This window comes from Bradyrhizobium sp. CCGUVB4N, assembly GCF_024199945.1.
Classification (GTDB): Bacteria; Pseudomonadota; Alphaproteobacteria; order Rhizobiales; family Xanthobacteraceae; genus Bradyrhizobium.
The window spans coordinates 5,898,668-5,921,788 of sequence record NZ_JANADP010000001.1; the positions used below are offsets into that span (position 1 = coordinate 5,898,668).

27 protein-coding genes and 2 tRNA genes are annotated in these 23,121 nt (G+C 64.5%); 14 read left to right on the forward strand and 15 right to left on the reverse strand.

What is annotated here, in order from left to right; genetic code table 11:
- Nucleotides 1–251: 251 nt before the first annotated feature.
- The gene (locus tag NLM31_RS27305) at nucleotides 252–2,654 is read right to left on the reverse strand and encodes an ATP-binding protein (RefSeq protein WP_254194261.1); all 2,403 of its coding nucleotides are present in this window, start codon (nucleotides 2,652–2,654) and stop codon (nucleotides 252–254) included.
- A 335-nt stretch (nucleotides 2,655–2,989) separates the two neighbouring features.
- Here NLM31_RS27305 and NLM31_RS27310 point away from each other — a divergent pair, with 335 nt between their 5' ends.
- On the forward strand, nucleotides 2,990–3,703 hold the full coding sequence (locus NLM31_RS27310) for an ABC transporter substrate-binding protein (RefSeq protein ID WP_254132270.1): 714 nt from the start codon (nucleotides 2,990–2,992) through the stop codon (nucleotides 3,701–3,703).
- A 9-nt stretch (nucleotides 3,704–3,712) separates the two neighbouring features.
- On the opposite strand, the gene NLM31_RS27315 is transcribed toward NLM31_RS27310, so the two are convergent.
- Entirely contained in the window at nucleotides 3,713–3,898 is a 186-nt protein-coding gene (locus NLM31_RS27315) for a hypothetical protein (protein WP_254132271.1), read from the reverse strand.
- 205 nt (nucleotides 3,899–4,103) lie between these two features.
- Between NLM31_RS27315 and NLM31_RS27320 the strand changes: the two genes are divergently transcribed.
- A complete protein-coding gene (locus NLM31_RS27320; protein ID WP_254132272.1) occupies nucleotides 4,104–4,490 on the forward strand; it encodes a YciI family protein in 387 nt (128 codons plus the stop codon).
- A 9-nt stretch (nucleotides 4,491–4,499) separates the two neighbouring features.
- Here the strand turns inward: NLM31_RS27320 and NLM31_RS27325 are convergent, their stop codons facing one another.
- On the reverse strand, nucleotides 4,500–5,090 hold the full coding sequence (locus tag NLM31_RS27325; RefSeq protein WP_254194262.1) for a TMEM175 family protein: 591 nt from the start codon (nucleotides 5,088–5,090) through the stop codon (nucleotides 4,500–4,502).
- Nucleotides 5,091–5,219: 129 nt separating this feature from the next.
- Here NLM31_RS27325 and NLM31_RS27330 point away from each other — a divergent pair, with 129 nt between their 5' ends.
- From NLM31_RS27330 to NLM31_RS27340, 3 genes are all read left to right on the forward strand, one after another.
- Nucleotides 5,220–7,277, forward strand: coding sequence for an ATP-dependent helicase (locus NLM31_RS27330; RefSeq protein ID WP_254194263.1), 2,058 nt, complete (start codon nucleotides 5,220–5,222; stop codon nucleotides 7,275–7,277).
- Between the two features lie 56 nt (nucleotides 7,278–7,333).
- Nucleotides 7,334–8,314 (forward strand): NADPH:quinone oxidoreductase family protein, encoded by a 981-nt coding sequence (locus NLM31_RS27335; RefSeq protein WP_254194264.1) that lies wholly within the window; start codon nucleotides 7,334–7,336, stop codon nucleotides 8,312–8,314.
- A 96-nt stretch (nucleotides 8,315–8,410) separates the two neighbouring features.
- The gene (locus NLM31_RS27340) at nucleotides 8,411–9,442 is read left to right on the forward strand and encodes an LLM class flavin-dependent oxidoreductase (protein WP_254194265.1); all 1,032 of its coding nucleotides are present in this window, start codon (nucleotides 8,411–8,413) and stop codon (nucleotides 9,440–9,442) included.
- A gap of 106 nt (nucleotides 9,443–9,548) precedes the next feature.
- On the opposite strand, the gene NLM31_RS27345 is transcribed toward NLM31_RS27340, so the two are convergent.
- Nucleotides 9,549–9,634: transfer RNA gene (locus tag NLM31_RS27345), tRNA-Tyr, on the reverse strand.
- Nucleotides 9,635–9,841: 207 nt separating this feature from the next.
- Between NLM31_RS27345 and rlmB the strand changes: the two genes are divergently transcribed.
- A complete protein-coding gene (gene rlmB, locus NLM31_RS27350; RefSeq protein ID WP_254194266.1) occupies nucleotides 9,842–10,672 on the forward strand; it encodes a 23S rRNA (guanosine(2251)-2'-O)-methyltransferase RlmB in 831 nt (276 codons plus the stop codon).
- A 56-nt stretch (nucleotides 10,673–10,728) separates the two neighbouring features.
- Here rlmB and NLM31_RS27355 read toward each other — a convergent pair whose 3' ends face one another.
- Nucleotides 10,729–11,220, reverse strand: a complete 492-nt coding sequence (locus tag NLM31_RS27355; RefSeq protein ID WP_254194267.1) for a hypothetical protein — start codon at nucleotides 11,218–11,220, stop codon at nucleotides 10,729–10,731.
- 44 nt (nucleotides 11,221–11,264) lie between these two features.
- Nucleotides 11,265–11,750 carry a hypothetical protein gene (locus tag NLM31_RS27360; protein ID WP_254132279.1) on the reverse strand — a complete coding sequence of 162 codons (486 nt, stop codon included), beginning with the start codon at nucleotides 11,748–11,750 and terminating at the stop codon, nucleotides 11,265–11,267.
- 317 nt (nucleotides 11,751–12,067) lie between these two features.
- Here NLM31_RS27360 and NLM31_RS27365 point away from each other — a divergent pair, with 317 nt between their 5' ends.
- Together NLM31_RS27365 and NLM31_RS27370 are read left to right on the forward strand one after the other, a co-directional pair.
- Nucleotides 12,068–12,520, forward strand: coding sequence for a hypothetical protein (locus tag NLM31_RS27365; protein ID WP_254194268.1), 453 nt, complete (start codon nucleotides 12,068–12,070; stop codon nucleotides 12,518–12,520).
- Between the two features lie 171 nt (nucleotides 12,521–12,691).
- Nucleotides 12,692–12,766, forward strand: a tRNA-Thr gene (locus NLM31_RS27370).
- Nucleotides 12,767–12,781: 15 nt separating this feature from the next.
- Here the strand turns inward: NLM31_RS27370 and NLM31_RS27375 are convergent.
- Nucleotides 12,782–13,201 (reverse strand): GFA family protein, encoded by a 420-nt coding sequence (locus NLM31_RS27375; RefSeq protein WP_254132281.1) that lies wholly within the window; start codon nucleotides 13,199–13,201, stop codon nucleotides 12,782–12,784.
- A gap of 125 nt (nucleotides 13,202–13,326) precedes the next feature.
- On the opposite strand from NLM31_RS27375, the gene NLM31_RS27380 reads away from it, so the two are divergent.
- Nucleotides 13,327–13,593 carry a hypothetical protein gene (locus tag NLM31_RS27380; protein WP_254194269.1) on the forward strand — a complete coding sequence of 89 codons (267 nt, stop codon included), beginning with the start codon at nucleotides 13,327–13,329 and terminating at the stop codon, nucleotides 13,591–13,593.
- 15 nt (nucleotides 13,594–13,608) lie between these two features.
- Here the strand turns inward: NLM31_RS27380 and NLM31_RS27385 are convergent, their stop codons facing one another.
- Nucleotides 13,609–14,316, reverse strand: a complete 708-nt coding sequence (locus NLM31_RS27385; protein WP_254194270.1) for a class I SAM-dependent methyltransferase — start codon at nucleotides 14,314–14,316, stop codon at nucleotides 13,609–13,611.
- Between the two features lie 88 nt (nucleotides 14,317–14,404).
- On the opposite strand from NLM31_RS27385, the gene NLM31_RS27390 reads away from it, so the two are divergent.
- Nucleotides 14,405–15,160: a dienelactone hydrolase family protein gene (locus NLM31_RS27390; protein ID WP_254194271.1), complete on the forward strand. Its 756-nt coding sequence runs from the start codon at nucleotides 14,405–14,407 to the stop codon at nucleotides 15,158–15,160.
- A gap of 2 nt (nucleotides 15,161–15,162) precedes the next feature.
- Here the strand turns inward: NLM31_RS27390 and NLM31_RS27395 are convergent, their stop codons facing one another.
- Nucleotides 15,163–15,882 (reverse strand): bifunctional 2-polyprenyl-6-hydroxyphenol methylase/3-demethylubiquinol 3-O-methyltransferase UbiG, encoded by a 720-nt coding sequence (locus tag NLM31_RS27395; protein WP_254194272.1) that lies wholly within the window; start codon nucleotides 15,880–15,882, stop codon nucleotides 15,163–15,165.
- A gap of 264 nt (nucleotides 15,883–16,146) precedes the next feature.
- A complete protein-coding gene (locus tag NLM31_RS27400; RefSeq protein WP_254194273.1) occupies nucleotides 16,147–17,844 on the reverse strand; it encodes a methyl-accepting chemotaxis protein in 1,698 nt (565 codons plus the stop codon).
- Nucleotides 17,845–18,099: 255 nt separating this feature from the next.
- Here NLM31_RS27400 and NLM31_RS27405 point away from each other — a divergent pair, with 255 nt between their 5' ends.
- Nucleotides 18,100–18,336, forward strand: coding sequence for a hypothetical protein (locus NLM31_RS27405; protein WP_254132287.1), 237 nt, complete (start codon nucleotides 18,100–18,102; stop codon nucleotides 18,334–18,336).
- A 7-nt stretch (nucleotides 18,337–18,343) separates the two neighbouring features.
- Here NLM31_RS27405 and NLM31_RS27410 read toward each other — a convergent pair whose 3' ends face one another.
- Nucleotides 18,344–18,616 carry a hypothetical protein gene (locus NLM31_RS27410; protein WP_254135576.1) on the reverse strand — a complete coding sequence of 91 codons (273 nt, stop codon included), beginning with the start codon at nucleotides 18,614–18,616 and terminating at the stop codon, nucleotides 18,344–18,346.
- Here NLM31_RS27410 and NLM31_RS27415 point away from each other — a divergent pair.
- The gene (locus NLM31_RS27415; protein ID WP_254132288.1) at nucleotides 18,615–19,007 is read left to right on the forward strand and encodes a hypothetical protein; all 393 of its coding nucleotides are present in this window, start codon (nucleotides 18,615–18,617) and stop codon (nucleotides 19,005–19,007) included. The two genes, NLM31_RS27410 and NLM31_RS27415, sit on opposite strands and share 2 nt — an antisense overlap.
- 317 nt (nucleotides 19,008–19,324) lie before the next feature.
- Nucleotides 19,325–19,579, forward strand: coding sequence for a hypothetical protein (locus NLM31_RS27420; protein WP_254132289.1), 255 nt, complete (start codon nucleotides 19,325–19,327; stop codon nucleotides 19,577–19,579).
- A gap of 28 nt (nucleotides 19,580–19,607) precedes the next feature.
- Here the strand turns inward: NLM31_RS27420 and NLM31_RS27425 are convergent, their stop codons facing one another.
- From NLM31_RS27425 to NLM31_RS27440, 4 genes are all read right to left on the reverse strand, one after another.
- Nucleotides 19,608–19,850, reverse strand: a complete 243-nt coding sequence (locus NLM31_RS27425) for a hypothetical protein (RefSeq protein WP_254132290.1) — start codon at nucleotides 19,848–19,850, stop codon at nucleotides 19,608–19,610.
- A gap of 272 nt (nucleotides 19,851–20,122) precedes the next feature.
- Nucleotides 20,123–20,830, reverse strand: a complete 708-nt coding sequence (locus tag NLM31_RS27430; protein ID WP_254132291.1) for an outer membrane protein — start codon at nucleotides 20,828–20,830, stop codon at nucleotides 20,123–20,125.
- Between the two features lie 287 nt (nucleotides 20,831–21,117).
- Nucleotides 21,118–21,552, reverse strand: a complete 435-nt coding sequence (locus tag NLM31_RS27435) for a hypothetical protein (protein ID WP_254132292.1) — start codon at nucleotides 21,550–21,552, stop codon at nucleotides 21,118–21,120.
- 332 nt (nucleotides 21,553–21,884) lie between these two features.
- The gene (locus NLM31_RS27440) at nucleotides 21,885–22,301 is read right to left on the reverse strand and encodes a His-rich protein BRANT (RefSeq protein WP_254194274.1); all 417 of its coding nucleotides are present in this window, start codon (nucleotides 22,299–22,301) and stop codon (nucleotides 21,885–21,887) included.
- A gap of 249 nt (nucleotides 22,302–22,550) precedes the next feature.
- Between NLM31_RS27440 and NLM31_RS27445 the strand changes: the two genes are divergently transcribed.
- Entirely contained in the window at nucleotides 22,551–23,096 is a 546-nt protein-coding gene (locus NLM31_RS27445; protein WP_254132294.1) for a lipopolysaccharide assembly protein LapB, read from the forward strand.
- Nucleotides 23,097–23,121 lie beyond the last annotated feature (25 nt).

The window sequence follows — 23,121 nt, forward strand, 5'->3', positions numbered from 1 at the left end:
CTCGCCGCGGCCCCTTAACAGCGACGGCCTTCCTGCCTATATTGAGATCTCCCGCAATCAACGAAAGGAGGTGATCCAGTGTCTTTTACCAAGCGCTGTCACCTCGCTGGGATCGCCCGCTAAGCTCTCGATAAGGGCTTGGCATCGGGGCGCTCTCAGCCCTGGACCAGCGAGCAAGAAATCGGGCGCGACGGGGTCTCCCCGCCGCGCCTTTTTCGTGGTCGGGCCGCTTTCGCCGGTGCACGCTCTGCCTAGAGCGGCAGTTCGCCCGCGAGCATCTCGCGAATCTTCTGAGACAGGTCGGCCTTCCGGTACGGTTTCGGCAGCAGCGCCACGCCGGGATCGAGATGTCCCTCGTGGACGATGGTGTTGTCGGTGTAGCCGGAGGTGTAGAGCACCCGCACGCCCGGCCGACGGAGCCGGACCGCTTCGGCCAATTCCCGCCCGTTCATGCCGCCGGGCATGATGATGTCGGTGAACAGGAGATCGAAGCTCACCCCCTGGTCGACCAAGGCGAGCGCGGTTGCGCCATCGCTGGCAGTCAGCGTGCGATAGCCGAGGCTGCCGAGCTGGGCGATGACATAACCCTGCACGAGCGGATCGTCCTCGACCACGAGGATGGTCTCGTGCCCTCGCGCCGGCGCGGGCGCCGCCACCGGCCCGGTCCTCGTGGCCGCTTCGCCTGCCGATCGGGGCAGGAACAGCCGCATCACCGTGCCGTGGCCCTCCTCGCTCTCGATGGCAACGCTGCCACCGGTCTGCTTGGCGAAGCCATAGACCATGCTCAGACCAAGTCCGGTGCCGCGACCGACCCCCTTGGTGGTGAAGAACGGCTCGAACACGCGGTCGCGGATGTCGGCCGGGATGCCGTGACCGGTGTCGGCCACGGCGACCATGACATAGGAGCCGGCATCGCCGTCGCCAGTGCCGCTGCTGTCGAGCTCCCGGTTTACCGTCTCGAGCGTAAGCGTGCCGCCATCCGGCATCGCATCGCGCGCATTGACGGCGAGGTTGACGATCGCCGACGAAAGCTGCGACGGATCTGCCATCGCCAACCACGCATCGTCTGCGAGCCTAGTCACGATCTCGACATGCTCGCCGAGGATCGGCCGCAACAGCTTTGCCGTCTCGACCACGAGACCATTGACGTCGATCTCGCGCGGCTCCAGCGGCTGGCGCCGCGCGAAGGTCAGGAGCTGAGACGTGATCTCGGCGCCGCGCAAGGCGGCATCGTCGATGAGCTGGGCGATCGCGGCGAGCTCCGGCTTGTCGGCGAGCCCCTCCTGAATGATCTCGATGGTGCCGGTGATGACGGTGAGCACGTTGTTGAAGTCGTGCGCGACGCCGCCGGTGAGCTGGCCGATCGCATCCATCTTCTGGGACTGGCGAAGCCGCTCCTCGGTCTCGTGCTGCGCGGTGAGATCGGTGGAGGAGCCGCGATAGCCCATGAAACGCCCGTCCTCGGCGAACACCGGCTGACCGTTGACACTGAAAGAGTGCAGACGCCCCGTCCGATCGCGGCCGCGATACTCGAACTTCCGGAACGGCTCGTGGCGATCCAGCGTCGCCATGTGATTGCGCCATTTCTCCGCTTCGGCGTCGTGGTCGAAGGCCGCATCGGGACGGCGCTTGCCGATCAGGGCCTCGCGATCCATGCCGAAGGCGCCGGCCCGGTCCGATATGTAGGTGAACACGTGATCCGGCCCGGTTTCCCAGAACCAGTCGGATGCGGTTTCGGCATAGTCGCGAAATCGCTGCTCGCTCGCGCGCGCATCCTCTTCGGCGCGCCGGCGGATCTTCAGGTCACGTTCGAGATTCGCATTGGCCTCGCGCAGCTCGCCATAGGCACGGCCGAGGTTGGCGCACATGGCGTTGAACGCATCGATCACCTTGTCCAGCTCATCGGGATCGTAAGGAGGCCGTCGCTCCAGATGCAACGGCGGCGGCGGCCGCGCCAGGCTGTACTTGCTGACGAAGTCGGCGATGGCGACCAGATGCCGCGTCACCAGAAGATGAACCATGTAGATGATGAACAGCGAGACGAGGAACGTCTTCGCCGCCTGGCTTGCCAGGATGACGAGAGCCCGGTTCAGCAATTGCTGATAGACATCACTCAGCGTCGCCTCGACATGGAGCACGCCGATGGGACGCGCAGTCCCCTGCACGGTGGTGGTCAGGGGATAGTCGCGCGTCACGACCGAGCTGCTGCCTCGCTCGCCGACGGCGACACGGATGGGATTGGGGCGATCGGCAACCTCACGGACCTCGGCGGCGCGGATACTGGGCAGCCGCAGGATGCCGTCGAGCTGGAGCCTGAGCTGGTTCTGGTCGAGATTCCACAGGCTCTCGCCGAGGCTCGCCGTGCTGCTGCGGCCGACCTCATCGAGCCGCGTCTCGATCACGCCGACTTCGCGATCATAGTCCAGATAGAGCTGGAGCGCGGTCAGTGTCAGCGTCACGATCGAGGAGAACAGCAGTACGGCGGCAAGCAGGCGAGGTCCGATGCCGCTGCGTGACCAGTTGAAGATTCGCGACAGCAGCGCCGCGAGCATCGGGGACGTGAACGCGGATCTGATGCCGTTCAAATCCTGCTTCGCAGCCGCAGGCGTAACAGCGCGGCTGCGATCGGGATTGCTGTCACCTGCGTTGCCCATGCACCCCGTCCCCGAAAATGGCGACACCTCTCCGGCCTGCCGGTCGCAGCCTCACACAATTCAACGGTTTTGAATCTCCCTCAGCACGTGATGCGCGCAGCAATCCTGTCGGCCCTTGAGCGATCTGAGGTCGGTGGGGTCATGTCTTGCGGTCCGGCAGCGGGATCCTCGCGCAAGCTACCACTTCGCATGCTAGAATGACATCGGTGAAAATCGGGAGTCGCCCCCATGGCGGGCGAAGGGTCAGTGTTGTTGCTCCGCGCAAGCGCCATCTCCGGTAGATCGCGCGGGCACCAGAACCCAGTGGTAGCATGACCCGACCAGAGAGGCACCTCATGTGGCGGATAGTCGTCGTCTGCGTGTCGCTGTTCGCAGCCGGTTCGTCCTCCGCGCAGTCGGTGATTCGGCTCGCGCGGATCGCCGACATCCCCGATCAGTATGTCGGCGGCGAGATGCTGCGGGCCGTCTATGCCAAGCTGAACATCAAGCTCGAATTCGAGGATGTCCCCGGCAAGCGGGCGCTGGCCCTGTCGAGCGCCGGCGAGGTCGATGGCGAAATCCAGCGGATCGGAACGCTGTCGCGCGAATATCCGACGCTGCTGCGGGTGACGCCGGCGATCAACTACATCGAACCCGCAGTGTTCGCGACCAAACTCCATTTCGACGTGAACGGCTGGAATTCGATCAGGAACTACAGCATCGGCATCGTCCGCGGCGTCGGCTCGTCTGAAGCCGGGACGCGCGGCATGGACCACGTCACGGCGACCACGAGCTTGGAGAACATGATCAGGATGCTGGATGCCGATCGTTTCGACGTGATGGTCACCGACCTCTTCAGCGGGCTGGTCGCCGTTCGCAAGCTCAATCTACAGGGAAGGATCTATCCGCTCTCCCCACCGCTCGAACGCATCCGCATCTTCCACTATTTGCACGAACGCCACCGCGATCTCGTGCCGAAGGTTGGACAGGTGATCGAGCAGATGGAGACGAGCGGCGAGCTGGCGGCGCTGCGCGAGACCCTCGTCAAGCAGGTCCTGAGCGCCCCCTGACAACCCGGCTCAGAAGCCGAAGATGGCGAGCACGGACGGACGCTTGCCGCGGCGGCTCTCGACGATACGCTCTCCGCCACTCTCGGCCGAGCTGCCATAATAACGGTGATGGCCGGCCTGGTCGTGCAGATCGGCAGGTTCGGACTTCCCTGCCCGTCGCGCGTCGCAGATGATCTTGATGGTCTGACCCGACATTGCCGCCTCCGATGAGCCTTAACTGCTCTTGTGGCAATCAGTCGCCCCGTCTCCGGACGGCGTTCACTCCGCCGGGTGGTAATCGGGTTTCAGGACCGTTTCGTCGCACGCGCCGCGGCGCAATATTTTCCGGTCGGCCGTTGTCGGTCTCGGCGGCGACCATACGTCCTTCGGGCTGCGTGCCCGAAAAACAAACGAGGTGAAGATGCTTTACGCGATCCTGGCTTACCATGTGGAAGGCGAGATCCTGTCGTGGTCCGCGGCGGAGGACGCCGCGGTCGTCGCCAAGGTCATCGAGGTTCAGGCGCCCTTGAGGGCAAGCGGGCACCTTGGGCCGGCCGCCCGTCTGGACGACACCCACAAGGCCCGCACCTTGCGTGGCCCCGGCGCCGGCATCGTGCTGGACGGCCCGTTCGCAGAGACCAAGGAGCAGCTTCTGGGCTTCCACCTCGTCAACTACGACACGGAAGAGGAGGCCATCGCGGCCGCGCGATTGCTGCGCCAGGTCAATCCCAGTGCGGTCTATGAAATCCGACCGGTCAAGCTTTACGTGCCAGCCGATGGGTTCGGCGCGACGCCATCGAGCAAATAAGCGCGCGGCCTACGCGTTCGGGCCGCTCGGCGCCCCATAGAAGCGCCGGATCAGGAGCCCGCCGAAGGCAATGAACCAGAGGAAGGGCGCGACATGCGGCGCGAATGCCGCAACGATCGTGCCCGGAATGAACACGAGCAGCGGAAACAGCGAGGCCATGGTCTCGCGCCGCCAGCCGCCCAGAATGATCCACCACAGCCACGCATTGAGGCCTGCAATGGCGGTCAGGTGCAGACCGTAGAGCACGGCCACCGCACTGCTCATGCTGTAATTGGTGTAGAGGCCGTTGGTCACCGGCAGCAGCACGATCGAGAGCAGGAAGAACAGATTGAGGATCACCATGCCGCGGCTGCCCACGGGCTGACGTGCCAGCCGCCGGTGATGACTGATCCAGAACAGGCCGGCGATGATGAAGCTGAGCGCAAAGCCCGCCAGCTTGCCGGAATAGGCCTGGGCGAGATCGCTCCAGTCCGGCGCGCTGGTGAACACCGCCGCTTTGGGCAGGTCGTAGGCCAACAGCGTCATGGCGACACCGAAGATGGTGTTGCTGAGCGATTCCAGCCGCCGCATCTCGAACTGGTCGGGCTTGAGCTCGGTCATGCCGGGCGCGCTCTCTTCGGGCTGGAACCTTGGGCCGTCTTTCCCCCTAAATCCTAATTCTGGTTCCGTCCAGCCGCATTGCGATTCGCGCCGGGATCGCCGACTCTCGGTCTTTCACCGGGGCGATTCGTGACGACCTATCTGGACACGCTCAATGCGGAGCAGCGCCGCGCCGTAGAGCATGGCGTGGCCGATGGCGCGACCGTGGGCGCGCCCCTGCTCGTCATTGCCGGCGCCGGTTCCGGCAAGACAAATACGCTCGCCCACCGCGTCGCGCATCTGATCGTCGCCGGTGCCGATCCGCGCCGCATCCTGCTGATGACGTTTTCCCGCCGCGCCGCCGCCGAGATGGCCGGCCGGGTCGAGCGCATCGCCCGAAAAGTGCTGGGCGAGAACAACGCCGCGATCATGCGCGATGCGCTGACCTGGGCCGGCACCTTCCACGGCATCGGCGCGCGACTGCTGCGCGAATATGCCGAACGGATCGGCGTCGATCCCGCCTTCACCATCCACGACCGCGAGGATTCCGCCGACCTGATGAATCTGGTTCGGCACGAACGCGGCCTGTCGAAGACGGAGAGCCGCTTTCCGGCCAAGGGCACCTGCCTGTCGATCTACTCGCGCTGCGTCAATGCCGAGATGGAGATCGAGAAGGTGTTGGGGGCGCACTACCCCTGGTGCGCGGGCTGGGCCGCCGAGCTGAAAGGTCTGTTCGCCGCTTATGTCGAGGCCAAGCAGGCCCAGCACGTGCTCGATTACGACGACCTGCTGCTGTACTGGTCGCAGATGATGAGCGACGCGCTGATCGCCGACGAGATCGGCGGCCGCTTCGATCACGTGCTGGTTGACGAATACCAGGACACCAACCGCCTGCAATCCTCGATCCTGCTGGCGCTGAAGCCGGATGGACGCGGGCTCACCGTCGTCGGCGACGACGCCCAGTCGATCTATTCGTTCCGCGCCGCCACCGTGCGCAACATCCTGGATTTTCCGCAAAGCTTCTCGCCGCGCGCGGAGATGATCACGCTCGATCGCAACTACCGCTCGACGCAAGCCGTGCTCGCGGCCACCAACGGCGTCATCGGGCTTGCGCGCGAGCGCTTCACGAAAAACCTCTGGACCGACCGCTCCTCCGCGCAGAAGCCGCAACTCGTCACCGTGCATGACGAGGCCGACCAGGCCCGCTACATCGTCGAGCAGGTGCTGGCCAATCGCGAGCAAGGCGCGCTGCTTAAGCACCAGGCGGTACTGTTCCGCACCTCATCGCATTCCGGCCCGCTCGAAATCGAGCTGACCCGCCGCAACATCCCATTCGTGAAGTTCGGCGGGCTGAAATTCCTCGACGCCGCGCATGTCAAGGATGTGCTGGCGCTCTTGCGCTTCGCCGAGAACCCGCGCGACCGCGTCGCCGGTTTTCGCATCCTGCATCTGCTGCCGGGCATCGGCCCCGCGACCGCGCAGCGCGTGCTCGACCAGATGGCCGAGAGCATGGACCCGCTGCACGCGCTCGCGCACCTCCCGGTGCCGGCGCGCACCGGCGATGACTGGACCGCTTTCGTCCGCACCGTCGAAAACCTGCGCTACTCGGAATGGCCCGTCGATCTCGAACGCGTCCGGCTCTGGTACGAACCGCATCTCGACCGCATCCACGAAGACTCCGAGACGCGCCGAGCCGATCTGATGCAGCTCGAGCAGATCGCCAGCGGCTATGCCTCGCGCGAAAAATTCCTGACCGAGCTTACGCTCGATCCGCCGGATGCGACCAGCGACAAATCCGGGCCGCCCTTGCGCGACGAGGACTATTTGATCCTCTCCACCATCCACTCGGCCAAGGGCCAGGAGTGGAAGTCGGTGTTCGTGCTCAATGTCGTCGACGGCTGCATGCCGTCCGACCTCGGCGCCGGCACCAGCGCCGAGCTGGAAGAAGAGCGCCGCCTGCTTTACGTCGCGATGACGCGGGCCAAGGACGATCTGCATCTCGTGGTGCCGCAACGCTTCTTCGTCCACGGCCAGCAAGCCAAGGGCGACCGCCATGTCTACGCCTCGCGCACCCGCTTCATCCCGGAGCAGCTGGTCTATCTGTTCGAGCGCGCCGCCTGGCCGAAGGCCGCCGCGGGCGCGGCGCGCACCGGCGCACAGGGGCCGAAGGTCGACATCGGCGCGCGGATGCGGGGGATGTGGCGGTAGACGCAAGAGGCTAGTCTCGGAATCTGCCAGAATGACTGGAACAACAGAGGTCTGAGATGAAAGCCGTCGTCGTCGAGCAATACGCCCCGATCGATCAGATCGAACTCAAGGAGATCCCGTCTCCGCGCATTGAGCCCGGACAGCTGCGCATCCGGGTGGAAGCGGCGGGCATCGGCTTTGTCGACGGCTTGAAGATCGAGGGACGCTACCAGACCAAGGATCCCCTGCCCTTCACCCCCGGGACGGAATTCGCGGGCCTTGTCGTGGAAGCTCCCGGCGCACCGGGCGGCTATCAACCCGGCATGCGCGTGATGGGCATGACGCGATCAGGTGCGCTTGCCGAGGAGATCGTCGTCAAGGCCGACGCGCTCCATCCCCTGCCGGACGGCGTCGCAGCCGAAGTCGCCGCCTCGTTTCGTGCCAATTACCTGACCGCCCTCTATGCGTTGAGCGCGCGTGCGTCGCTCTGCGCAGGCGAACAGCTTTTGGTGCTGGGCGCGGCCGGTGGAACCGGCACCGCGGCCGTGCAGATCGGCAAGTTGCTCGGCGCCCGTGTGATCGCGGCCGCGTCAACACCGGAGAAGCGCGAGTTCGCGCGGGCGCATGGCGCCGACGCCGACATCGACTACACGCAGACCGGCTGGCGCGACACGCTGAAGGAACTGACCGGGGGACACGGCGCCGACGTGATCTTCGATCCGGTCGGCGGCGACATCTCGGTGCAAGCTTTTCGCTCGATTGCCTGGCGGGGACGCCATCTCGTGGTCGGTTTTGCCGGCGGCGCGATCCCCGCGCTGCCGTTCAATCTGCCGCTGCTCAAGGGCGGCGCCCTGCTCGGCGTCGACCTCGCGCAGATTCCGACGCGCGAGCCCGAGGTGCAGAAGCGCCTGATGTCGGAGCTGATCGGCTGGCTTGCCGAGGGCAAGCTGACGCCCGCGGTCGGCCGCGTCTTCGGGCTCGAAGACTTCCGCGAGGCCTTCAAGACGATGCAGACGCGCGCGGCGCTCGGAAAGATGGTCGTGCGCATCTCGAAATAGGATGCACAAACGGAAACCGAGCATTTCCGAAAGCCGCCTTGTGACCCGGCTGCCGTCGATTAAATCTGGTCGATCCTCCCCACAGAGACCTGATCGATGACCGCACCGCTCGAATTCGGACTGGATACCTTTGGCGACGTGACGAAGGACGCCTCCGGCGCCATGATTCCGCATGCGCAGGTGATCCGTAACGTCGTCGACGAGGCGGTGCTCGCCGACGAGCTCGGCATAGACTTCATCGGGCTCGGCGAGCATCACCGTTCCGATTTTGCGATCTCCTCGCCCGAGACCGCGCTGGCCGCGGTCGCCTCGCGCACCAAGCGCATCCATCTCGGCTCGGCCGTGACGGTGCTGAGCTCCGATGATCCCATTCGCGTGTTTCAGCGCTTTGCCACGCTGGACGCGCTTTCGAACGGACGCGCCGAGGTGATCCTCGGCCGCGGCTCCTTCACGGAATCCTTTCCGCTGTTCGGCTTCGACCTCCGCAAATACGAGGAGCTGTTCGAGGAAAAACTCGATCTGTTCGCCGCATTGCTCTCGCAGAAGCCGGTGACGTGGCAGGGCAAGCTGCGTCCCTCCCTGAAGGATCAGCTCGTCTATCCGCCGGTCGAGAACGGCCGGCTCAAAACCTGGATCGGGGTCGGCGGCAGCCCGCAATCGGTGGTGCGCGCCGCGCATTACGACCTGCCTCTGATGCTCGCCATCATCGGCGGCGATCCCGAACGCTTCGCGCCCTACGTCGATCTCTATCACCGCGCCTTCAAGGAGTTCGGCCGCCCCGCGCAGCCGATCGGCGTGCACTCGCCCGGCTACGTCGCCGAGACCGACGAACAGGCGCGGGAAGAGCTGTGGCCCGACTACAAGGCGATGCGCGACCGCATCGGCCGCGAGCGCGGCTGGCCGCCGATGGGCCGCGACGAATTCGTCAGCGAAGCCGAGCACGGCTCGCTCTATGTCGGTTCACCAGAGACTGTCGCACGCAAGATCGCCAAGACGGCCAAGGCGCTTGGCATTGCCCGGTTTCAGCTGAAATATTCGGCGGGACCGTTGCCGCACGAGAAGCTGATGAAGAGTATCGAGCTCTACGGGCGGAAGGTGGCGCCGATGGTGCGGGAGATGCTGGCGTAGCGCGGCAGTCCGTCTTCGCTCTCGCTGCGCTTAAGCTACGCCGGACACGCTTCGCCCTGACGGGCTACGCTCGGCTGCGCCATGCGTAGCCCTTAAGGGCGAAGCATGGTGGGGGAGGCAGGACTCGAACCTGCGAAGCCATGAGGCGGCTGATTTACAGTCAGCTCCCTTTGCCACTCGGGACACTCCCCCGCTCGACGGCAGCACAATCGGGCCGGACCTTGCCGGCGGACCGAAGACGGCCATGGAACGTGAAGGCCGCGACAGCCCGGATGGGGGCGCGACCGGGCGCGGTTATGGGCGAAGCGATGGGGTAAAGTCAACCGAGGCGAACAGCTAAAATCATCCTCTTGGGCGTCCAAATTGCCATATTCCGGGACCCGTGACACAAGCGAGCCCATGAAGGATCGAAAATTCATCCCCAAGGGCCCCCGGAGCGGGTCTAAGCCCTTCAACAGGCCCGGGAAATCGGCCGGCCGGCCAGCCTGGCGCGAACGTGATTCGCATGCCGACGGGCCGGTCATCCTCTATGGCTGGCACACCGTCACCATGGCGCTCGCCAACCCCGAGCGGAACATCCGCAAGCTGACATTGACCGAGAACGCCGCAAAGCGCCTGGCGGACGACAACATCCAAACCCGGATCGCGCCCGTGATCGTCCGGCCGCAGGACATCGACCGCCTGCTGTCGCCCGACGCGGTGCACCAGGGTCTGCTGGCCGAGGCCGATCCCCTGCCCTCACCCGACGTCGAGGATTTGAAGCAGGAAGGCCTGGTGCTGGTGCTCGACCAGATCACTGATCCCCACAATGTCGGTGCCATCCTGCGCTCGGCCGCGGCGTTCGCGGTGAAGGCGATCGTCACCACCGCGCGCCACAGTCCGGAAGCGACCGGCGTGCTTGCCAAAGCCGCCTCCGGCGCGCTTGAGCTGGTGCCGATGGTCACGGTGCCAAACCTTGCGCGCGCGCTGACCACGCTGAACGAGATCGGCTTCCAGACCGTCGGCCTCGACAGCGAAGGCAGCGAAGACCTCTCGAACATCACACTGCGCGAGCCACTCGCACTGGTGCTCGGCGCCGAAGGCACGGGGCTGCGGCGATTGACCCGCGAGACCTGCAGCGTCGTGGCACGGCTCGACATGCCCGGCGAGATCAAGAGCCTCAACGTTTCGAACGCCGCCGTGCTCTCGCTCTATGTCGGCGCGAGCCGGCTTGGCTTGATGAAGCGATAAAAAAGAAAACGCCCGGCCGTGAGGCCGGGCGCTTCGTCAGCTCAACCGATCAGAGATCAGTAGTAGCGGCGCAGCACGCGATGGCCGCCGTAATACGGCGCGTAGCGATGGGCGTAGCCATAGCGCGGGCCATAGCCGTAATGCGTGCGCGGCAGGTAGCCGTAGCGCGGACCGTAGCCGTAGCGATACGGACGGTAGTACGGGCGGTGATGATAGGCGTACGGCGCGACGGCAGCCGCGCGATAGCCATAGCCGTAGCCGTAATTGGCGGGCGCGACGACCGCGTCTTCCTGGTAGGTCGGGGTCGGCGCGAAGGCGCCCGGACCGGTGTAGGTCGGGCCCTGGTTGACGTAGTAGTACTGCGAGCTCGGCTCGGCGAGGCGCTCATAGCCGCCGTAGCCATAGCCGTAACCACCGCAACCGGTGTTGCAGCCGGAATAGACCGGAGCAACCGGCTGGCACGGGTTGAAGCCGCAAGCCATGGCGGGCGCAGCGCCCACAAACATCACGGCAGCCGCCGCGACCAGTCCCGAAATCATTTGACGCATTACTCTCTCCTGTTGATGTCCGTCTTGTTGGATTCTGACGTTTCTTAACCCGGCGGTTTGCCGGGCATTCCTGCACGCGGCCGTGGTCGCGGAGGCCGCGGACGGTCGTTGATTTCTGGGGCGAGGATCACCGGCGGCGGGTTGACCGGCACATCCATTTGCGGCGGCAGCGGCGCGGACGACGCACCCCAGCTCTCGTGATAGCTCTCGGCGGGCTTCGGCAATTTGCGGTTCGCGGGCGGCTCGATTTCGAGGCGGCCATAGCCGGGCTGCAAACCCATGCTCGGGTAATAATGGCCGACGTCGGGGGGCTGCCGTTCAGCCACGTAGCGCCCGCCATAGATCGTGGGCTGGACCTGGACGTTCTTGCCAAGGCCCCAGACACCTTCGACGACGCTATAGGACGCATCGATATTGTTGATGATGATGGGCACGCCGGGACGGCCGGGCACGACAATATCGAAGCCGCCGCCGGCGAAGGCCGTCGCGGGCAGTCCGATCAGAAAGGCCGCGAGCGCGTATGCGCGCATGGAAGGATCCCGGTTGTCCGGATCACAACCTAACGGATGGCGGCGTAGAGAGGGTTAAGGACAGCTGAGCAAATTCCGGTAAGCCTAACGCGTAAGGATCGCGCGCTGCTCAAATGCGGCGAAGCGCGCTAGTGAAGCGTTAACGGGAGAGACGGCCGTTCCGCCGCTGGCGCCGACAAGGTTGCCTGGCACAGGCTGCACATCCTGCGCGGGTTCACGTCGATGTGACCCCGCAGGCCAGAAAACGCGGCAGACAACGCGGAACGACAGCGTCACGTTGCACTTAGCACAGGTCTCAACAACATGGAGGAAATGCCATGACGAGCCTGAAGCTACTTGGCTTGGCCGCGATCGTTGCGTCCACGCTCGCCACACCAGCCTTCCCGCAAACTGCGGCCGACAATGCGGCCCGCTGCACGGGCTTGTTCCAGGATCCCGCTTGCCAAAATCTCGGCCCCGGCAATCCCACCACCGATCGCGCCTATCGCCGCCGGCACATGGCCCATCAGCAAGTGAACCCGAATGATCAGGGACAATCGGGCTTCTGGCCGGTCGACACGGCGGGGGCGGTGGCAGGCGCCGCCGTCGGCACAGCAGCAGCGGTCGCCGCCGCGCCGTTCCAGGGCTGGAGCAATTCCTATGCGAGCTACGACCGCAGCGGGCCCGGCTGGTACGGCAATTGGGATGCCTATGCCGCCCGCAACGGCATCGTGTGCAGGCCCGGCACGTGGTTCAAGGGGGACGACGGCCGGCAGCATCTCTGCCAATAAGCCCCAAAAACTCAGTCGAAACGGCTCAGGCGGCCCCGATCGGGCCGCCTGTTTCATGCCGGCGGACACCACCGCAGGTTCTGGCACTTCCCGGACAAGTCTGGTATTGCGACCGCGAACAAGCGGACATGCTGGCGCCAGCCGGCAGCCCGCATGGGTTCCTTGCAAGTGGCCGGCTTAGCTCAGCGGTAGAGCAGCGGTTTTGTAAACCGAAGGTCGGGGGTTCAATCCCCTCAGCCGGCACCACGCGCGATGCGTTCGTCAGCTCGACGTCTTCCTGATGCTGCCGTGTGGGAGATGCTCGACGTCTGCGCCGGTGATCTCCACCCATACATGCTTCGACCGCTCGAAGACCGATTTGATTGGCGCGGGGAAGTTCGGGTCTGCGATCGCGCCGAGGGCGACGCCGATCATCGCCGGCAGATTGTCGGCTTTCCAATAAACGGTCGAGCCGCAATCGGGACAAAAATAGGAGCGGACCGTGCCGCCGCTCTCGGCGGGACGGACATATTCCTTCGTCGTCCCTGAAATTGTGACGGTGTCTGCAGGATAAAAGGCACCGACGCCAAATGGCGCGCCGCTCCGCCGCTGGCATTCGATACAATGACAGGCCGCGACCAGGTTGGTCGGTCCCGGAAGCGAAACTACGACTGCGCCACAACTGCATCTGGCATCGATCATTGACTACACTCCTTGCGTCTAACTCTTGCATGTCCGGGCATTTTGTTCCGCCGAATCTCGCATGGCCTCATGCGCAACCATCCGTATCGCGCTCCGTAATTCGAAGCGGTGGACTCGGAGCTTGCATGGCTATTTTGACCAACGAAGAAGATCTCGCCGTTCAGGCGAAACTCAATTTCATCCTCGGTGCCAAGACATACGATACATATTTCCAGGGATTTCACTGCTCGGAATTGTCTGACGGGATCGCCATCGCCTATGCCAAGAGCGAGTACATGGCCGGTGTCATCAGCGCGGAATTCAGCGGCGAGATCGCAGTGGCGGTCGAAAGTATCGTCGGAGAACGCGTGACGGCCGTGCTGGTCTTGCCGCCTCCCACGTTGCGGCGATGAGCGCGGAGCGGCCGGTCAAACGGCCCCCGCGCCGCCGTCCGGCAACTCATCCATCCGCCAGAGCCCGATACTCTTGTCGCGCCAGCCGCCACCGCCCTCGTCGCAGCGCTCATCGATCAGCTCGGACGGGCGCGGCCAGTGGAACGGCGCCTTGGTCATGTTGAGCGCGCGCCAGTCGCCGTCCTCGCAATCGCCATTGTTGTCCCACTCCGGAAACGTCGTAACCAGCAGGAATTGCGCGCCGCTTGCACGAAAGCGAGCGATGGCGCGCGCGATGTTCTGGAAGCTCAGATGCACGAGGCAGTCGCGGCACAGGATGACGTCGCAACCCGGCAAGGAATCGCGCGTGATGTCGGCGACCAGAAAGCGGCCGCGCACATCGCCTCGCGCCACGCGCGCCATGTTGGCCGCGATCAGCGACGGCACGATGTCGATGCCGGTATAATCGACCTCGAGCTCGACGCTGCCGATCCAGCCCGCATCGCCGCAAGGCGCATCGAGCAGCGAACGCGCGCCAAGCCGCTGCAACAGGCCGGGCAGCGTCTCGCGGATTCCTGAGGTGGCATGCCCCTCCGACCCAAGACCCGAGACCGAGGTCGGAGCGCCCCACAGGTTGGTCCGCTGAATCCGCTCGAAGCGCGCGGCAAGATCGAGGCCGGCAAAATTCTCGCGGTCGGCAACGAACCGTTCATGGGCGAGAACAGAGGGACGATGGACAATCATCGGGTGGGAACTCGCGTCAAGATTCCGTCGCAAGCATACTATAAGGGCGAGCCATTCAATCCGGAATCTCTCGCAAGCGAGTTCGTTGATGATCACCCGACGAATGGCCCTGGGCGGTCTCGCCGCTCTGCTGTCACCCATTGCCGCGCGCGGCGCACCCGGCGAGCAATTCAACGTCGCGAGCGGACATGACAGCCTGCCGGTGTCGCGTTATGCGGCGGCAGTCGACGGAAAACGTCCCGCCGTCATCGTGCTGCACGGCTCCCGCGGGATTGAGCTCAGGGCCCGCGCCTATGAGCGATACGCCGACGCGCTGACGGCACAGGGCATCGACACCTATTTTCTCCGCTACATGACACCGGCCGACATGGCTGCGTTGACATCCACCTCGCACGACATCCGCGAGGCCTATGAGACGACGCGGTTCGACGGCTGGGCCGATACGGTCGCCGCCACCGTGACAGCGGTCCTCGATCGATCGGACAGTTCGGGACGCATCGGCCTGCTCGGCTTCTCGCTGGGCAGCTATGTTGCGGCTGAGGCTGCCGCGCGCGACACCCGCGTCGCAGCCCTCGCGGTGCTCTATGGTGGCATGCCGCAGGCCATGACCACCAGGATCAAGCATATGCGGCCGTTGATCGCGCTGCATGGCGAAGCGGACAAGAACGTCCCGATCGCGGAAGGCCGGCAACTGGTTGCGCTCGGCAAGTCGGTCGGCGCCGAGACCGAATTCGTGCCCTATCCGGGCAAGGCTCACGGCTTCGATTTCTCGGACAGCGATCCGATGACCCAGGATGCGATCGATCGGGTCACGCGGTTCTTCCAGGCCAAACTCATCGTCTGAGCTTAATCCGGCTTCTGCCACTCCATGACGTGGAAGAACGGCACGCGACGATGATGGGCAATTCTATTGGGATCGCCGGCTGTGGGCTGCGGTTCAACGAACAGGCGCAACTGGAGGCCGTGATCGAGTAGCAGCGTCATATAGGTGCTGAGCGGACGATGCCAGTTCTGGACACGGATGCCGCTCCAGCTGACCCAGATCGGCCGCTCGTCCATGTAGTGGTCGATCGCGAAGCGCGGGATACCCTCGCGGTCGCGCGTCCATCCATCGGGCTGGCCCGCGGTGTTGAAGCTGGTCAGATTGGCGATCAAAAGCGTGCCGCCGGGCCGCAGCGCCGCCACCATCTTCGCGATAGCCCCAGCAAGATCTGGCATGTCGATCAGGCTGAGGTAACTGACAACCAGGTCGAACTCCGCCTCGACCTCCATCGTCTCGGCGGAGCCGAGCCGGTAGTCGCCCTGCGGATCCAATTCCCTGGCGCGCGCGAGCAGCACCTCGGTCGGATCGATGCCGGCGGTGCGGATGCCGGCACGCTGCATGATGCGGCAGAACCGCCCTTCCCCGCAGCCGACATCGAGCGCATTGCGGAAGCCGCGCCCCTCGACGCGCGCCCGCATCGGTGCATCCAGCACAAAACGCCGGCCATAGTCACCGTGTTCACCCTGCTCGACGATCCATGCAGACGCGGACGCGGCCCAGCCGTCGCCGATGTCATCGCTCATGGCGTAGCCTTCGCGAATGGAGTTGGCCGCTTGCCAGCGGGGACGGCTACTGACCACAGATTGGATCAGAGTTCAACATGAGGTAGCATGCGAGCCGCATGCCGTCCTACACCAACAGAGAAAACGCCAAGATCATCGCCGGAGCCGTCGCGGCCGTCGTCGCGACGCTGTTTCTTTTCGCGGTCGCGATGGCGTTCTTGCTGCAATAAGATCTGTGGTCCGCCGGCGGCTTGGAGTGCCACCGGATCTTCTCCGTCGCGCGGCTCAGGCCGCGCGCACTGTCCGCAGGAATTTTCCGACTTCGTCCTTCAGCCGATTGCTGTCGGTCGCCAGCATCTTCGCGGTCGAGAGCACCTGCGAGGACGCCGAGCCGGTCTCGGCCGCGCCGCGCTGCACGTCCGTGATGTTGGTCGAGACCTGCTGGGTGCCGTGCGCGGCCTGCTGCACGTTGCGCGAGATCTCCTGGGTCGCGGCGCCCTGCTCCTCGACGGCGGCGGCAATGGTCGAGGACACTTCCGACAGCCGCTCGATGGTCGCGGAAATGTCGCGGATCGCCGTCACCGATTCCTGCGTGGCGTTCTGGATACCGGAGATCTGCTGGCTGATCTCGCCGGTCGCCTTTGCGGTCTGCTCTGCCAGTGTCTTCACCTCGGAGGCGACGACGGCGAAGCCGCGGCCGGCCTCGCCCGCGCGCGCCGCCTCGATGGTGGCGTTCAGCGCCAGGAGATTGGTCTGGCCCGCAATGGTGTTGATCAGCTCGACGACGTCGCCGATGCGCGTTGCCGCGACCGAGAGCTCGCTGACGCGCTCGGTGGTGGTGCGGGCCTGATTGACGGCCTCGCTCGCCATCCGCGCGGATTCCTGCACCTGCCGGCTGATCTCGTTGACCGAGGACGACAATTCCTCGGTTGCGGTCGCGACCGACTGGACGTTTCCGGTGGCTTCACCGGAGGCAACCGCGACCACCGAGGTCAGCTCCTGCGCGCGGTGCGCTGTGGTGGCCAGCGTCGAGGACGACGCTTCGAGCTCGGTGGAGGCGGATCCGACGGTGTCGATGATCTCGCCGACCGCGCGCTCAAAACCATCGGCCAGGTTGAACATGTCGCGGCGGCGCTGCTCGGCAGCCTGCTTCTCGGCTTCCACCTGGGCCGCCTTGAGCCGCTCGACCTCGAGCGCGTTGGTCTTGAACACTTCGACCGTCTTGGCCATCTCGCCGATCTCGTCGTGGCGATCCTTCTCCGGCACCTCGGTCTTGAGATCGTTGCGCGCCAGGCCCTCCATGGCGAACTTGAGCCGGGCGATCGGCTTCGACATCGCCACGAGGCCGATGAAGAGCGCAATCGCGATGCCGACGATCAGGCCGCCGGCGCTGACGCTCACCACGGTCCAGGTCGCGGATTTGGTATCACGCTCGATCGCTTCCTTGCGCTGGGTCACGGCCTTGGACGTATCGGCCGTGAACTTGGCAACGCGATCGAGGGCGGCATCGATCAGCGGGTCACACTCCTTGTGAGCACGATCAGCGGCCTTGGCGTTTTCTTCCGGGCTGTTCGCAGCCGCGCCGGCCTGGAGCACGGGATCGCAGCCTGCAAAGGCAGCCGTCAACTGCGCGCCGACGCTCTTCGTCTCGGTTGCTCGCGCCGGGTCGTCCTGCTCCGCAGCGTCCAGGTATTGGCGAATCTCATTGCGATTCTGGTTCGCGATCTTGAGGCGATTGGCGTTGCCCGCCTCGGTCGTCTCGGTGAACACCGCATAGAGTGCGGCGTGGTAGGTCTCGATGCGGCGTTGGGCCCGCGTGAGGTTGAGGGCCGACGACTGCATGGCGGTAAGCTCGCTGAAACCGTCGACGGCCGCCGACAGCTCGCGGATGCCGAAGGCGGCGACGGCGACCAGGGCGAAGCCCATCACGGTCACGATCAGCGCAACCTTCAACACGATCTTCAAATTGTTCAAAAAGCTCATCGCAGCCGCCTAAATTTTTCGATCACCATTGACCGAAGCAGTCCCAGCGGCGGCATTGGAACCCGCTAACGTTAAAATTTGATACTAAATGACGCGCGTAACCTTACGGGAAAATACCCATTCGGCGGCCACCCGTAAGCCTCACGTAAGTTTCGATCGGTTATAGGGCCGCCCGAGCCGCCACGGCTCGCCCGGAACCAACCGCCGGGCTCGCTCGTTCTCGCCCCCATGCGGATCAGAGAAGACAATCGAAACATGTTCCTGCTGACGACGGTCGCGCTGTGCTGCGCCCTTGTCGCCGGCGCGCTCGCGGTGCTCAAGCCCGCGCCCGCGGTGCTCGAGCCCGCGCTTGCGGTGCTTCAGCCGGTGTATGGAGAGCCTCCAGCGAAGCAGGTCGCCGACAGCAGGCCGATCGATAGCTCAGCCCCATCTCAGGTCCGGGTGGTCGGCGGCGCCGCGTTCGTGCCCAACGTCAATCCGCGTCAGCGCTAGCTCGCGATCAGGTCGGAGAGGCCTCGTGGCCGTCCTCGGACCGGGCTTGGGCACGCAGCAGATTCTCGACGAACGCGATCACCTCCGCCCGCTTGTCAGGTGGCAATGACAGAAAGGCGCGCACGAGCCGCAGGCCCTGCGCTTCCTCCGACTGGTCGGCCCCGGAATCCATCCATCCAATGTCGGGCGCCCGGGAAAAATATGCAATCCCTTGCAGACAGCCTGCTTGATTCGGCGCCCCGGCTTTGGTGGAATAGCTCCAAACAGGGTGGTGGATCATGAAGTGGATCAGAGAGCGCGACGCGCTGATCGCGCAGACACTGGCCTTCGTCCAATCGGTTTCCGGCAAGAAGGACGACATCCGTCAGCCGGATACCGCTGCGGCTGCGCCGGTTCTGGCTGCGGAGATCGTCTCCGTCCAGACCGTGACTGTCGCGTTCGAGCCGCAGCCGGCCAATCCACCGCCGCTCGCCCCGCTGCCGCAGCCCCCGCCGGTCCCTTTGCCACCTCGCGCGGCAGGCGATTTCCGCAGCGAGATGCAGGCCCGCATCGCCAATTTCAGAAAGCATCAGGAGCGCTTTGAGCGCGAGCGCGAGGAGTATTGCGCGGCGACCCTGAGCAAGTTGCGCGCCGCCATCAGCGCTTCCGGCCCGCCGCCGGCCCAGAAGTAGGGCCGGCCCGGCTCCGACCTTACAGCCAAGATCTTACAGCCAAGACCAAACCAGCCAGAGATTGGCTGCGCAGGCGCCTAAAAGTGCCAGCGTCAGTGGCAGAAGCATGTGCCCGCAGCAGGTTTTCAGGTCGGTCGTCATGGCCGGAAACATCCGCTGATTCCGCCAAACGAGTCCCAATGTTTCTTTTTTTGCGGATTCAGGACTCGTTAAGGACTCAAGGCCCCAGCTCCCTCCCCCCTCGATCACGGCCCCGTGATCGCTCCGGAACCTCCCATGCCATGAAGTCGTTAACGCGCTTTCCGGGAGCGGGAAGCATGCCCTACGCCCTGTTCTGCAACGACAGCCAGATCAGCAAAGCCTATCCTGATGAGGCCGACGTCTGGAAGCTCGCGCAACGAAGCGGCCTGGTCGTGGACATCGGCACCGACGACGAGCGGCACGGTCCGCGCCGGGTGCTCGACAACGACTATGAGATCAAATCGTGCCGGGCCGCCCAAGGCGAGGACCCCGCCAAGAACAAGGCGGACGCCGAGCGGGAATCCAGGATGGAGCTTGAGCTCAACTCGTGAGATCGGGCCGGAAGGTTCGCCGCGTGCCTCAGGGCGTCGCTGTCGCCAGCGAGGCCTGCTCACCGGCCAGCGCCACGCAGGCCTTGCGGCGGTGCAGCCCGCGGATCGCGCCCGTCACCTTCAGCACCTTGCCCGACTGACAGGAGGCGTCCTTCACGAAGGCGACCTCGTAAGGTGCCAACATCAGAGGCTCGGATTTGAGGATTGTTTGGGCAGAGCACGGCAGGGCGACGAAGCACGAGACCACCACCACCGACGCCAAGATACGCATGTTCGTTGTCCCACCAGCCGGCAATTGAGTAATTAACGCTTTCCGGAGCGCGAGTTCCGTAAGTCGCAAAAATTATTTTTGCTTTACCCGATCCCCGTGACACGCGTGAGAAGGCGCACGCCAGACTGTTTGCTTGCAAATGACGCGCCAGATGGTTCACGTAAGGCAAACAAGCGGTCGGCATGGGGTTGGCAGACGACATGGGCTGACAAACGAAAGGCCGGCGGGAAGCCGGCCTTTGTCAGATCGTGGTCGTGCTAGTGCGCGGCGGATCAGTAGCGCGAGGCCGCCGGGCCGCCCCAGCCGAAGCGGTAGTTCACACCGACCTTGACGGTATGCTCGTCGTCCCGGCCGCGAACGCCGACGACGTCGGCCGGACCGGACGTGATCGTCGTGCTGCCGAAGTTGTAATACTGGTATTCGGCCTTGGCCGACCAGTTCGGCGCGAACATGTATTCCAGGCCGGCGCCGACGGTATAGCCGTCCTTGCTGTTGCCGGTGGCGGTGAAGGTCTGCGGCACGCCGGCAATGTTCACGCCCAGGCCGCCGTTGCGCCAGGCGTAACCGCCCTTGGCGTAGAGCAGCGTCGGGCCCCAGGTGTAGCCGATGCGGCCGGTCACCGATCCGAGTTGGTCGGTGCCGGACGTCACCTGCGTGCCCAGCGGGAACGTGACGCCCTTGTTGTTGGTCGGCAGCCAGGAATACTGCGCCTCGATACCCACCACCCAATTGGGCGCGAACTGGTAGTCGAAGCCGCCCTGCACGCCGCCCAGGAAGCGGGCGTCGCTGGACTGGAAGCTGCTGTCCCCGGCGAAGGCGCCGCCAACATGGCCGCCGATGTAGAAGCCGGTCCAGTTGTAGATCACCTGCGGCGGCGTATAGGCCGGAGCCTTGGTGTAGGTGCGCGGCTGCATATCCGCCGCTGCCGCCGGTGCGGCCAGCGCAAGCAGAGCTGCTGCACCGAGCAAAATCGTCTTCATGGTCATCCCCGTTCTTTCAGTTACGACACTCAGGAAACAACGTGGCGTGAATTGGGTTGCTTCGCGGCGATGCCGGAACGTTGATCGTTCGTGACTGTGACGGAGCGGCAACATCGCGCTTTTGTTCCATCACGTCGGCCTGCGCCGACAGATTTTGTCGTCCGCACAAGTCCGGCCGTAACGATTTGTCGCAAGGCAAAACCGATCCGTTCAAAGCTCGCCGAAATGTGATCCGGCGACTCCGGCGGTTGTTGTCCTAACACCGCGCGATGAAGACGGGCTTTGCGTTACCGCGTCATCTTTTCCAGTTCTGGAAAGGGTGCGTAAACCGCGCCTGCGCAGATCTCGTTGGCGCGATCGATGACGCGGTCGGCGCGGCCGTTGACGTAGACGACGGCGCGCTCACGCACCGTCTTGTAGCTGCCGTCGGTCTCGCGCGGGGTGAAGTGCAGGCAGCTGATATAGAACTGCCGGCCACCAATCTCCCGCAGCACCGGATCGGCCATGCTGGCGTCGCGCACGCCGACCGGATTGTTGAGATAGGCACGCATCAGGGCTAGCGCGTCGGTGCGGAAATTGTCGGGAAACGGCTGAGGGCCTCCGGCCTGGCTTCCCTCCATCAGGCTGGGACGGTCACCGTCGCTGCCGAAACATCCCGCGAGCGCCAACGGCAATGCCAGGATCAGTGCCAGGCTCGCCGCACGTTTCGCCAATCGCCCCACAGTTCGCGCTCACCGCTCAATCGACCTGGAGCGTTCCAGCCCCGAGGTTGCAATGATGCATCTCTAGAGGTGTTTTGCCCGACGAGTCAAACGGATTCGCAAAATCCGCAGACGCGTGTCCATCAGCTCGTTGCTGTCATCTACTGTGCATGGGGTTGTTTTCGAGAGTCCTGCTTGCGCTCTCGACGCGACGGAAATTCGTTGCGGCAAACGGCGCACCGGCCCGCCGCCAGCACCTCGCGCTTGCGCGCGGGGGGTGACGTGCGAGCCGGGCCTGAACTCCACACGCGGCAGCAGGGCAATCCAGGGATGCCGCCGCGCGGGATCAGTTTTTAGCTGCGCTTCTCGGTGGTCACCGGCTTGGTGACACTCGACTGCGTCTTCAGCGACTTCTTGGCCGACAGATGCTTGTGGTGATGGCGATGCGTCCGCACCGTCTTGTGCTCGTCCGGCGTGATCGCTGCATTGGCGTTCATCGCCTTGGTCTTGGTATCGACCTTGGCATCGGCCTTCACATCCGGCTTGGCGGTCGACTTGACGTCGGCGCTCTTGCCATCCGTCTTGACGCCCGTCTTGGCGTCGGCCTTCACGCCGGCGTCGGGTTTGGCGGCGGTGGTCGAGACCTTGCTCTGGGTCTGGTCCGCCTTGATCACCGGTGCAGCGGTCGTGGTCTTGCCGGCTTCAGCGGCAAAGGCCGGGGCTGCGATGACGGAGGCTGCGAGCAAGGCTGCGGAAATGGTCTTCAACATGGTGGTCTCCTCTTGGAAGGATCTTAGGCGGCGCCCTCTCGCCAACCCTTCGATCATGGGTCAGAGCCTAGGGGGAGCGCACTGAACCCTGTCTGAAGCCCTCTGCCAGCTTCCGTTCATCTGGATGACAAGTTTGTCATCTGAGGAAAGGCGAATAGACCGGGGGGCCGGGGAATGTTTTTGCGAACCGGGTGTTCCGGTATTCGGGCAATCGTGTAGGATCGCCACGTTCCATACGGGAGAACTTCAATGCGCAAACTCTCAATGCTAGTTGTACCGGGACTCGTCGCCATGTCGCTGGCGGCCGCGCCGGTGCTGACCAGCGCCTATGCCGCGGGCAGCGACGAGCCCTCCTCGCCGCCAAAGTCGGACTCCTCGTCCACCAAGAAGGGCAAGAAGAAGAGCTCTTCCGTCAGCGATCCGAAATTCCTCGCGGCCTATCGCACCGCCTACACCACGATCTACGACAATCACGACTACACCGGCGCGATTGGCCAGCTGAAGTCGCTCAAGCGTGACGACGTCGCCGACGTCGCCAACCTGATCGGCTATTCCTATCGCAAGCTCGGCGACTACCAGTCGTCCAAGGTCTATTACGAGATCGCGTTGAAGGACGATCCGAACCACGTCCGCACCTGGCAGTATTACGGCCTCTGGCAGCTCGAGCAGGGTAACCGCGAACAGGCCCAGTATCATCTGAACAAGATCGCCATGCTCGCCGGCACCGACAGCTCCGAGTATCGCTCGCTGGCGGCCGCGCTCGACAAGCCGACCGGCGCGACGCTCGTCTACTAAAGGCATCGCATCTTCGCATCACGCG